This window comes from Frankia sp. CgKIO3 (assembly GCF_977946435.1).
In genome coordinates, this window is sequence record NZ_CDWTMO010000146.1 from 1 (window position 1) to 10,583 (window position 10,583).

Annotated in this window: 9 protein-coding genes and 3 pseudogenes; 8 read left to right on the forward strand and 4 right to left on the reverse strand. The window is 67.6% G+C overall.

From position 1 onward, the window contains the following. Positions 1-131 precede the first annotated feature (131 nt). The 4 genes from AC08OJ_RS15395 to AC08OJ_RS15410 all read left to right on the forward strand — a co-directional run bounded on the left by AC08OJ_RS15395 (position 132) and on the right by AC08OJ_RS15410 (position 4,642). Positions 132-2,030 (forward strand): phosphatidylglycerol lysyltransferase domain-containing protein, encoded by a 1,899-nt coding sequence (locus AC08OJ_RS15395; protein ID WP_476596072.1) that lies wholly within the window; start codon positions 132-134, stop codon positions 2,028-2,030. A gap of 502 nt (positions 2,031-2,532) precedes the next feature. Further along, entirely contained in the window at positions 2,533-2,937 is a 405-nt protein-coding gene (locus AC08OJ_RS15400; protein WP_476593674.1) for a hypothetical protein, read from the forward strand. Positions 2,938-3,214: 277 nt separating this feature from the next. Next, a complete protein-coding gene (locus AC08OJ_RS15405) occupies positions 3,215-3,892 on the forward strand; it encodes a Crp/Fnr family transcriptional regulator (RefSeq protein WP_476596069.1) in 678 nt (225 codons plus the stop codon). Between the two features lie 435 nt (positions 3,893-4,327). Continuing rightward, complete coding sequence (locus AC08OJ_RS15410) at positions 4,328-4,642, forward strand: hypothetical protein (RefSeq protein WP_476596070.1); 315 nt, start codon at positions 4,328-4,330, stop codon at positions 4,640-4,642. Positions 4,643-5,665: 1,023 nt separating this feature from the next. On the opposite strand, the pseudogene AC08OJ_RS15415 reads toward AC08OJ_RS15410, so the two are convergent. The 3 genes and pseudogenes from AC08OJ_RS15415 to AC08OJ_RS15425 all read right to left on the reverse strand — a co-directional run. Beyond that, a pseudogene (locus AC08OJ_RS15415) lies at positions 5,666-6,055 on the reverse strand (restriction system modified-DNA reader domain-containing protein); the annotation flags it as partial. A gap of 33 nt (positions 6,056-6,088) precedes the next feature. Further along, positions 6,089-7,345, reverse strand: coding sequence for a type II toxin-antitoxin system HipA family toxin (locus tag AC08OJ_RS15420; RefSeq protein WP_462203573.1), 1,257 nt, complete (start codon positions 7,343-7,345; stop codon positions 6,089-6,091). After that, positions 7,345-7,659 carry a helix-turn-helix domain-containing protein gene (locus AC08OJ_RS15425; protein WP_462188213.1) on the reverse strand — a complete coding sequence of 105 codons (315 nt, stop codon included), beginning with the start codon at positions 7,657-7,659 and terminating at the stop codon, positions 7,345-7,347. Before AC08OJ_RS15425 ends, AC08OJ_RS15420 begins: the two co-directional genes overlap by 1 nt. 406 nt (positions 7,660-8,065) lie before the next feature. Between AC08OJ_RS15425 and AC08OJ_RS15430 the strand changes: the two are divergent. Further along, positions 8,066-8,380: pseudogene (locus tag AC08OJ_RS15430) on the forward strand (hypothetical protein); the annotation flags it as partial. An 85-nt stretch (positions 8,381-8,465) separates the two neighbouring features. On the opposite strand, the pseudogene AC08OJ_RS15435 reads toward AC08OJ_RS15430, so the two are convergent. Continuing rightward, positions 8,466-8,951, reverse strand: a pseudogene (locus AC08OJ_RS15435) (SAM-dependent methyltransferase); the annotation flags it as partial. Between the two features lie 84 nt (positions 8,952-9,035). Here AC08OJ_RS15435 and AC08OJ_RS15440 point away from each other — a divergent pair. The 3 genes from AC08OJ_RS15440 (at position 9,036) to AC08OJ_RS15450 (ending at position 10,417) form a co-directional block, all read left to right on the forward strand. Further along, positions 9,036-9,305 carry a hypothetical protein gene (locus tag AC08OJ_RS15440; RefSeq protein WP_023842085.1) on the forward strand — a complete coding sequence of 90 codons (270 nt, stop codon included), beginning with the start codon at positions 9,036-9,038 and terminating at the stop codon, positions 9,303-9,305. After that, complete coding sequence (locus tag AC08OJ_RS15445; protein WP_476596073.1) at positions 9,305-9,625, forward strand: type II toxin-antitoxin system PemK/MazF family toxin; 321 nt, start codon at positions 9,305-9,307, stop codon at positions 9,623-9,625. Before AC08OJ_RS15440 ends, AC08OJ_RS15445 begins: the two co-directional genes overlap by 1 nt. A 168-nt stretch (positions 9,626-9,793) precedes the next feature. Continuing rightward, entirely contained in the window at positions 9,794-10,417 is a 624-nt protein-coding gene (locus AC08OJ_RS15450; protein WP_476593671.1) for an HAD family hydrolase, read from the forward strand. Positions 10,418-10,583: the final 166 nt, after the last annotated feature.

The following is a 10,583-nucleotide window of genomic DNA, read 5'->3' on the forward strand; positions in this document are numbered from 1 at the left end:
CTCCCGCACCGCCTGCCCCCCAGGCACCGCGTGCCCTGTCGGCCTCGGCGGCGTCATCGGCCTCACCGGCGTCGTCGGCCCCGCCGCTGACGACACCACCCGGCGCCCGTTCCGGCAGGAAGAGCAGCAGGATGCCCGTGCTGCCCCCCTGGAAACGGCCGTGGGCGCCTCGGGCCGCTGCGCTGCTGGCCCTGGTTGTCGGCCTGGTCGACGTCGTCTCCGCGGTCACCCCGGAGTGGCGCTCCGGCCTGGAGGACCTGCGAGTGCTCCTGCCCCCTGCAGCCTCCCAACAGGCCGCCGCGTTTACCGTCGTCGTCGGCATGCTGCTCGTGCTGCTGACGCCGGGGCTGCGCCGCCGCAAGCGGCGGGCCTGGCGGGCCGTGGTGGTCCTGCTCGGCGTGAGCATCGTGCTCCACGTTGCCAAGGGTCTGGACTACGAGGAGGCGGCCGGATCGGCCGCGCTGCTTATCGCCCTGCTGCTGGTCCACGGGGAGTTCCGGGCCAAGGGCGACCCGTCGACGCGTTGGCGGGCGCTCGGCGTCGGCCTGCTGCTCACCGTCGTCTCGATCGGGATCGGGTTCCTGCTGCTCTATCTGCGCCAGGACCGGATCGTCGGCCCGCATTCGCTGTCCGCTCAGTTCGAACAGATCGTCGAGGGACTCGTCGGGATCCCCGGTCCGCTGCGGTTCACCTCCGACCGGTTCTCCGACCTCGCCGCCCGCGTGCTGCTGACGATGGGCCTGTTGACCATCGTGACCACCGGCTACCTCGCGCTGCGACCGCCCGAGCCCCGGCCCCGGCTGACCGACTCCGACGAGGAACGGATACGTGCCCTGCTGGCCCGGCATAGCAAGGCCGATTCGCTGGGATACTTCGCGCTGCGGTCGGACAAGTCGGTGATCTGGTCACCGACCGGCAAGGCCTGCGTGGCCTACCGGGTGGTCTCCGGCGTGATGCTGGCCAGCGGAGACCCGCTCGGTGACCGGGAGGCTTGGCCGGGGGCCATCAGGGAGTTCCTGCGCGAGGCGGCCGACCATGCGTGGATGCCGGCGGTCCTCGGCTGCTCGGAGGCGGGTGGCTTCGCCTGGACCCGCGCCGGTCTGTGCGCGCTGGAATTTGGTGACGAGGCCATCGTCGACACGGCGTCGTTCACGCTGGAGGGCCGGGCGATGCGTAACGTTCGCCAGGCGGTCGCCCGAGTGGAACGCGCCGGCTACACTGCGGTCGCGCGGCGGGTCGGCGATCTCGCGCCGGCCGACCTCGCCCAGCTGAAGGCACAGGCCGCGGCCTGGCGGGGTACCCAGACGGAACGGGGCTTCTCGATGGCGCTCGGCCGCCTCGGCGGCGGCGCGGACGGCGACTGCGTGGCCGTGATGGCCTTCTCCCATGATGCGGGCCCCCGCGACGCGGACGACCCGCTGAACGGTGCTCCGGGTCACCCGGCGAACGACACGACGAGCGGAACCGGGGACGACGCGTCGCATGCCGGCGCGGCCGGCACCGAGCCCCGGCTGCGCGCCCTGCTGCACTTCGTGCCGTGGGGACCCAACGGCCTGTCGCTGGACGCGATGACGCGGGACCGGACCGCCGACAACGGGCTGAACGAGTTCCTCATCGTCAGCGCCCTGCGCCAGGCCCGCGAGCTGGGCGTCGAACGGCTGTCGCTGAACTTCGCGTTCTTCCGGTCCGCGCTCGAACGCGGCGAGCGCCTGGGCGCCGGGCCGGTCATCCGCTGTTGGCGTTCCCTGTTAATATTCTTGTCCCGCTGGTTCCAAATCGATAGCTTGTACCGGTTCAACGCCAAATTCCAACCCACCTGGCAGCCCCGTTACATCTGCTACTCCGCCAGTTCCGAGCTACCACGGATCGCCCTGGCGATGCTCGAAGCCGAGGCCTTCCTGATCTGGCCCCGCTGGCGCGACCATCTGTCCGGGTTATCCCGGCTGTCCCGGCTGTCCCGGTCCGGGACGGCCAGCATCCATCACCGTGTCCGAAGAAAGGACACCTCGACCGGCACTGGGCCAGGCTGACCGGATCTTCGCCGGAATGTCTTTCGGCGTGTTCTGCGCGCTGAGCCTCGGGCTACGCCACCGTGACTTCGGCGTGTGGCGTCCGGTGCTTCGAGAGAGTCTGCGGTGGGCGGTGCCGTCCGACGTCCGCAAAGGTGGCGTGCCCATTGTCTTGCGCTGATCCCCGCTGCTGGTCCCAGAGTGGATTTCCGGGGTCAAATCGGTGCGATCCAGGCGATGTTCCTCGGTTCTTGATCTGCATTTTTAGTGTGTGCCGCTGATCCGAAACGCCGACGGTAGCGGGCATGATGGTGGCGGCGTCCTGGATGTCCGGTGCCACCACGGTCTGCTCGTCCAGTGCTCCATCGCAGAGCCTTCCTGTCTCATCGAACCGCCGAAAAGGGTCTCATCATGTCATTAAAGGGAAGATCCTCCTTCTGACTCTGGTTTAGGCAGCAACATTCTCAATCGCGGCTGGTTGCAACCGTGACCAGTTGTTCCTTTGACGGAAGAGGAGCCAAGCGTGGCAAGTGTGATCGACGGCATCTACCGGATCAGCATCGCCGGGCAGCAGACCCTCACCGACGTGGGCGGGGGCAACCTCGTCCTTCTGCCCGACGGCGACGGCGACGGGCAGGTGTGGCAGGTGCAGCGCGCCGACGACGACACCTACACGATCCACAAGCCGTCCGGCGGGGCTTTTGTGGGCTTCGATGGTGACCCGGACGCGTTCGAGCGGGTACGTGTGCTCCCGGAGCCGCGTGAATGGAAGATCGCTGATGGCCCCCAGTCGGGTACCTTCACCATCGGTGTCCCGGACAATGAACTGACCCTGGGGCTTCACCCGGCGCTCATCTACCCGCCGCTGGTTGCCCTGTCACCCATCTTCAGCGAGGACAGGGGCTGGATTTTCGAGGGCGTCGAGTAGTCGAGTAACCCGTTCACCCGGGTCCCGGACCGGCCGGTGAACGAGGCCCTGCGCCGATGGCACGGGAGCCGGGCGCCGTGCCGCGGATGGCAGCAGTTCGACCATCCGCGGCACGGCACGGCACGGCACATCGGCATATCGGCACATCGCGGCCGAGAGCAAACCGAGCGAACCGGATAGAAAGGATTGATCGGACAAGACCGCTGGTCGGTCACCTCGGCCGCATCCTCTCGGTGGCGGCGCCGAATGCGGGTCCGATCCGCGATACTTCTGTGGGATGACCGATTCTGTCCGGCCTGCCCGGCGGGGAATGCAGGCGATCCTCGGCGACCGTCTCTGGCAGGCGTTGTTGTCATGCGGTTCCCGGTGCCATTTCCGGTCGCGGCAGATGCTGCTGCGTCAGGGCGATCCAGATGATTTCCTGTTTCTGCTGACCACCGGCCGGGTGAAGGTGGTGCGCATGGACGCGGAGGGCTCGGCCCTCCTGCTGGCGCTGCGCTCGCCCGGGGACATGATCGGTGAGATGGCGCGAATCGGAACCGGACGCACCGCCACGGTGCAGGCGATCGATCGATGCGAGGCGCATCGGGTCTCCGCCGCCATGCTCGACTCCTTCCTGCGGCGGCACGGCGTTCAGGGAGCGCTCGCTGACTACGTGGTGAGCAAGCTGTCCGAAACGGTTCCCTACCAGCATCAGCTCGTGCATTTCTCGCCGCGGCAGCGGGTCGTCCGCCTGCTGTTGGAACTGGTCGCCCTCGCCGGACCGGAGCTGCCCGATCCGATGCGGGTGCCGTTCTCGCTCGATGCCGTCGCGGAGTCCCTGGGACTCGCCCGGAGCACGGTGGCCGCACACGTGGCGGCATTGCGAGAGGAACAGGTTCTGCGGCCGGGGCCACGGCTCGCGGTGGCGGACATCTCCCGGTTGCGGGCCGAGGTGGGCATCACGACCGGCTGAGCATGCCGGTCTGGCCCGTGGACTCCAGGTCGTCCGCTGGCTCTCCGTTGACGGGAGCCGGTGGGCCGACGAGATGTGGTCCGTGCCACTGTTGAACCGTCCGTCGATGGACGTTTTTGTCGCTCTTCCGCCGCGACGCTGAAGAACACGGGCACGGCATCCGTGCTCTCCCGCGAACGCGAAGGATTCAGCGATGGCCTCTACAGGTTTCCGCATTCCGCACCTCCCCTTCCGGTGGGTGTATAGGGGTTGGAATCCCGCCTTCAGGCAGGGGAGAACGTCAAATGTGCCATCCCCTCTTCATCCCAGAAAGACTATGTTCCGTAGTCAGCTGATCGTCGAAGCCGGCCGATGATCCGTTTGCGGACCTCGTCGAGCACACTAGTCTCTGTTGCTGATGGTAGCGATTCACTCTCTCTCGGTTCTGGAGGAAGTATGGACAAGTCCGTGAGGCGGAAAGCCGCGGTTGTCGCGGTGTCTACGGCGGCGGCAGTGTTCGTCACCGTGGGGCCGGCGGCTACGAGCGCGCTGGCGTCGAGCTATCTCGGTGGCCCGGTGGATGAAAAGATCGTCAAGGATCGCTGGGACCGTTGGGACGGTAAGGACCGTTGGGACCATCGGGACGGTAAGGACCGTTGGGACGGTAAGGACCGTTGGGACGGTAAGGACCGTTGGGACGGTAAGGACCGTTGGGACGGTAAGGACCGGCACCACAAGGACGACTGGGATTGGGACTGGGACTGGGACTGAGTTGACGAGAGGACCCGGACGAAACGCCACTGAAATACAGCGAACCGCTAGGAGAGACGTGTAGCGGGGTTGGCCAGGGCGTCCGGAACGGATTCCAATCGGCAATGCTCTCCCGGGTTCTCCGGCCACCGCGGCGCCGGACATCGTAGCTCTGCGATGTCCGGCGCTCGCGTCCCGTGGCCGCCGTGCGCGGGTGGCGGGAAGGCGGCGCTCCGGCTTCACCATTCTCCTCGGTCGCCCCCTCCTTACCGGTTTTGTGGCGTGGAGGCCCCGCCGTTTACGGCGGGGAGAAAACGCCGTCCTATCGGGGCATCAGTTGTCCTTCCTTTCGTAGAATTGAGGGTCGAACGGGTGTTCCGTGGATCTGGCAGGTCCTGAGATCGCAGCCACACTCCTGGCGGTTGCCGCGGCAATCGCAGTCTGCTGCGGACTGCTCCCGTCGACCGCGGGACGCGGCAACCGTCGGCGGCGCGTTGACGACCTGGACCGCTGTGCCTGCAATATTGCAGGCGCAGCGGCTACAGTAAGGTCATGGCCGTGATCGACTGTTCGGCGTTGGTGCGAACGCTGACAGACCACAGCGCGGGCGGGGTCGCCGTGCGCCGTCGACTCGCGGTGTCGAATCGTTCGCGGCACCCGGCCTGCTCGACTACGAGATGATTTCGGCCTTGTTCGGAATGCGCCGGGGAGGCAAGCTGACCGAGCGGGAGACAGCGAAGGCCATCGCCTCGAACCCTGGCCTCAGTCCCACCACGCCAGACCTCGTCGAAGCAGCCACCCACCCCGAAACAATCAGAGCCGTCGTCGTCCTCCTCACCGCCCGCGGCCACCCCCGAAGAGCCGACTTGACTGGCAAGATCATGGTCCGGTGGTCGGGGGCCGACTTCAACGGCAAAAGGACGCCCACGGATTTTGCCATCGAAGTTGATCTGCCCAGGTCACGGCTGTCGACGGGCCGAGATGCCTGTCACCGGACACCTGAGCAGGGGAGATGTCCAGTGACCGCGCCGCCCGTGACATCATCTACCGAATCGAACGGGTGTTCTGTAGTCCTGGCGGTTCCGGACACCTCGACCCGTCTCGCGACCGTGATCGTCGGGGCGGGCCCGCATGCCTCAGCCGTTCCGCTCGGCGCCGGAGGACAGCAGGTATCGGGCACGGGTCGCGAACAGCGTGTCGTTCGTTCCACTCGCCAGAACCGCCAGTCGCCCGGGTTGGGCGCTCCGGTGGAGCAGCCTTGGCTGCGGCGCTCGCCGAGCGGTAGACCTCGCCGGAAGCCGTGCGGATCCGGCCGTCGGCCGTCAGGGTCGCTGGGAACAGCCGACCGCTGCGGCGCCCGACGAGCCGCTCGCCAGCGCGCAGGAGGCCAGCGTCGATCAAGTCTGCCAGGGTCGCGTTGTAGCGCTGCCGCCGCGGGCGTGCTTCGTCGTAACCGCCGGCAACATCTCAAGGCACACTGAGAGCACGGGCGATCCGTCGCTGTTCGCTCTCGTAGGCCACTGCCATCCGGTCGGCCTGGCTTTTCGGGATGCCGAGCCCGGCTGCGGCCTGCCGCCAGCCCGCCGTGGCGGTCTCCACCTCCCTGACGAGGTCGCGGGCCCTCGGCGGCGACAAGCGGAAGTAGTTGCCCACCGACAGCGCGAGGTCGATGCTTGCGTCGGTGTTGTCGAGATCGACGGCCGTGCTCAGCCGGGCCGGGTTGTCCGGATTGGGGTTGAGGTCGTAGGCAGGAGAGAGCGCCCAGCCGTCTCGCTCGCGCAGGAACGCGTGATTGCGCAGGTGGTCGTCAGTGTTTCCGGTCAGGATGGAGAACAGGATCCGCCGGTAGAGCTCACGCAGGTCGGCGTCAGCTCTCGGCGAGTAGCGTTCGATCACCTCGGCGATCTCGAGGTAGCTGCGGAGGTCCTCGTCGGAGGCCTCGAGCATGGTCAGGGCGCTTGCGAACCCCAGACGCCGCGCGCCGATGCGGTCGAAGCGGCTCAGGAGTAGTACATGCCGGCCGGCAACGGTCAGCAGTTCCGACTCCGCCACGGTAAGCCCGGCTCTGCGAGCGAGTCTCAGTTGTACCTCCTCCCAACCGGCCACGTCCCATTCGTCACTGTCCGAACGCGGGAACTTGGCGATCGAGAGCCGCCCGGACACGTCCCGCACCGCCGCCTTGGGGCGCGCGCCGCCGAGCGAGCTACCTGCGTCGATGAGGTCCGCGAGGTCGCGGTCGAAGTCGCCCTCCGCGCGGACGCGGTCGGCTGCTCGCATGAGCCGGGCCAGGTCGATCAGCCGTGGGACCGCGTGCCGGTGCGTCGAATAGTAGGTGGCGGTCGCCGGCTGGCGGAACCTGACACCTCCCTGGCGGGTGTCGTCGCGGACGCCGAGAAGGAAGTCGGCCTTACCGAGAGTGCGAGGTGTGGTCTCGGCGGCGCGGGCGCGCTCGCGCTCCTCACGCCTCATGAGGTTCTCGCCCCATCGGTCGGGGGCGCTGTCGGCGAACGCGTTGAAGATGGCCGACCCCGGCGGCGTGTGGAAGACGCCGGCGGCTCTGGCCAGCGCCGGGTCGAGGTCGTATCCGGCCGGGTTGGTCAGGTAGGCGTCGGCATATCGGAACGTGGCGCTCTGTCCGCCGCGGTCGTGAAGCCACAACGTCCCGGCGGCGGTCTCCTGCCCGTCGATCTCGACGGTGACCTCGACAGGATCCCGTCCGGCCATCAGCGCCGTACTCGCTTGGGGAGGATCTCGTCCATGCGCAGCCGGCCGATGTCGGTCTCGTACGGGTCGGTGGCCCTGACGACGGCATCCATGATCCCGATGGTGCGTAGCACCCTGAACAGGTTCTCGGTGCTCGCGGTGCCCTTACCCTGCTCGATGGCGCGCAGCGTGTCCCGGGAGATCCCGGCTCGCTGGGCGACCTGGGCCGCGGTCAGCCGGTTCAGCTTCCGCCAGGTCGACACATGCTCGCCGAGCAGACGCAGCGACCGCGCCACCGACAACGGCGTGGCATGCGAGGCCCTGTCACCGACCATAGCCAGCATCATACGAGCCTACGGCGGTTAAGTTCGCCGTTAAGTGCGGCTGCCTCCAGGCGGTGGCTGACCAGGTGGGGCAGGCCGGGGCGAAGACGGTCATGACGGGTAGATCGCGTGCCCACCCGGGCCGTCTGAGATTGTTCTGCCGGCCCACGTTCCTGCCGGCTCACGCGAGACGCCGAGCCGGCGGGGCCACGACGATCTTGGATGGCGTGGAGACGCCGCGGTCTCCTTCATTGCGATCCGGGTCATCGGCGAACAGGTTGCCCCGCACGTCCCCGGTGCCGACCCCGCCGCTGACGGCGGCGACGACACCTGTCGTCCTGGAAGACAAAGCACCCGGCAGGGTGGAAAAATACCCACCGGGTCGCCGGAGCCGCGGACTACACCAACCGTTTGCAGCTCACCGGACAGTGCGGTCACCACCGCGATCTGGGGGCCGCTGTTCTGCGCGTTCGCACCCCTGACCATCCTGGCCATCCCGATCGGCCTGGCCGTCGCCGTCACCGCCGTCGTCGTGATCGTCCCGGCCCGGGCCCAGGTCTTCGGGGACCTGATCGAAGCCGCCTACGACCAGCACCGCACCGTCCTCTACACCCAGCTCCGCTGGCCCCTGCCCGCCAACCCCCAGCAGGAACGGGAACACGGCCAGCGGCTGACCGCCTACCTGTGGCGCGGCTCCGACACCCCCGACCCCACCTTCACCCCACCCACCTAGCCGCTGCTACTTTCCGCTATCACTTTCCGCAACCATCCCGGTCCGCGGCCGGGCTCCACCACGCCCGGTCCGGTGGGCCGTCCGCCTACTTCCGGCCGACACCGCCGTAGATATTGACCTGGGCGTCTGTCAGAGCCCGTGTATCTGGGTTGTCCGGCCGCCAGCGGTGGGCCAGCTGAACGCCGGGGTCGACCAGCTCCAAGCCGTCGAAGAAACGTTCGACTTCGGATCGGCTGCGGAGCTGGAACGGAATCCCCTTCTGCCGGAAGGTGTTCATCCCCCGATCCGCGTCCGGATCATAATCTCCGGTGCCGTGGGTGAGGACAAGGTAGCTACCCGACGGCAACGCGTCGAGGAGCCGGCGCACGATCCCGTAGGGGTTATCCGCGTCGGGGATGAAATGGAAGATCGCGATGACGGACAGGGCGACCGGCCGAGTGAGGTCGAGGGTGCTGTGTAGCTGCGGGGCGGCGAGGATCCTGTCGATGTCCCGCAGGTCGGCGTCGAGGTAGGCGGTGCGCCCCTGCGGGGTGCTGGCCAGCAGCGCTCGGTCGTGGGTGAGCACGATCGGTACCACCCCCAGGACACACATGCCTCGATCTGCGCGTCCGCCAAACCCACCCCGACTGTTGTACGTTTGTTGTACGGTGGCCTCATGAGTGTCGGGTTCCGTCCCACCGAAGAGGACCTCCGGATCGTCGAGGCCAACCGCCGTCAGGACGAGAAGACCAGCGACGTCATCCGGCGTGCCCTGCGGCTGCTGGACCGGGAGGCGTGGGAGACGCGCGCCCGCGAGGACATGCACCGGCTGCGGAACGAGGACCTGTCCGCCGAGCCCGACGCGTGGGGGTATGACACCAACGGCAACATCGTGATCACAGGTACGAACCTCGCGGTACCAGCCAGGTCCCAGGACCAGCCCTGATCCGCGGGGCGGTATACCCGGTCGACCTCGGCGACGCCAAGCGCGGGCATGAACAGCGGGGGCGTCGGCCCGGCCTCGTCCTGAGCATGGAACAGAACACGTGGTCCACGGTCACGATCGCTCCCACGTCGACCAGCGCGCAGGCATCCACCTTCAGACCAGAGGTGATCATTGCGGGACGGTCGACCAGGATCCTGATCGACCAGATCTGGACCATCGACAGCGCCTATGTCGCGGGTGAACTCGTGGACTACCTCTCCCGCGATGACATGGCCCAGGTCGAGCACACCCTCTCGCGCTACCTCGGCCTGCTTCGCTAACGCGTCGCCCGGTGCTCCCCGTAGATCAACCTCTCCTCACGACTGGACACCCACCGGGCATCTTGTGGACGTCCCCCCAGCAGCCTCCGCCTGGCGGGCCAGACTCTGTGGGACATCTGTGAGAACGGCTGCCCCATTGACCCGGTCTCGAAAAGGAGGCGAAGATCGGTGGCAGGCGTCAGGCACGTGCTGTTCGACGCGGACGGAGTCCTTCAGGAGATCCCTGGAGGTTGGTACGCGGCGATGGAGCCGTACCTGGGCGAGCGTTCGCGGGAGTTCTTCCACCGGACCTGGAAGAACAAGCTCCCGATGCTCGCGGGGCGCGGTGACTACATGCGGGTGCTCGCGGCGACCCTGGCCGAGTTCGCCGTATCGACGCCGGTCGAAGACGTGTACCGAGACGTGTGGCACCGGATCGACGTCATGGACGAATCTCTCGCGCTGGTCCGGGCCCTGCGGTTGCGCGGTTACGGTGTCCATCTCGGCACGAACCAGGAGCGGCACCGCGCCGCCTACATGCGCTCGGCGCTTGGCTACGACCGCTTGTTCGACGTCAGCTGCTACTCCTGCGACCTCGGCATCGCCAAGCCCGCCCCCGCCTTCTTCACCGAGGCCGCCCGCCGCATCGGCGTGGACCCGGCCAGCATCCTGTTCATCGACGACAACGAGAAGAACATCGCAGGCGCCCGTATCGCTGGTCTCGCCGCGGAGCAGTGGACCATCACCCAGGGCCGCCACACCCTGCTCCCCTTGCTCGCCCGACATGACGTCATCCCAGACCACACGGGTTGATTCACTCGCAGCAGGATTCCACCAGACGTCGGGCCGCTGGAACCATGTCGCCGCACAGTCCCATCGGCCGAGCCGCGCGGCATGTGCACCCCAGGGATGGACCCGGGATGCGACCCGATCACCCAAAAGATGCCGGTCAGAACCTTGATGGAGGTACAGGCACGAC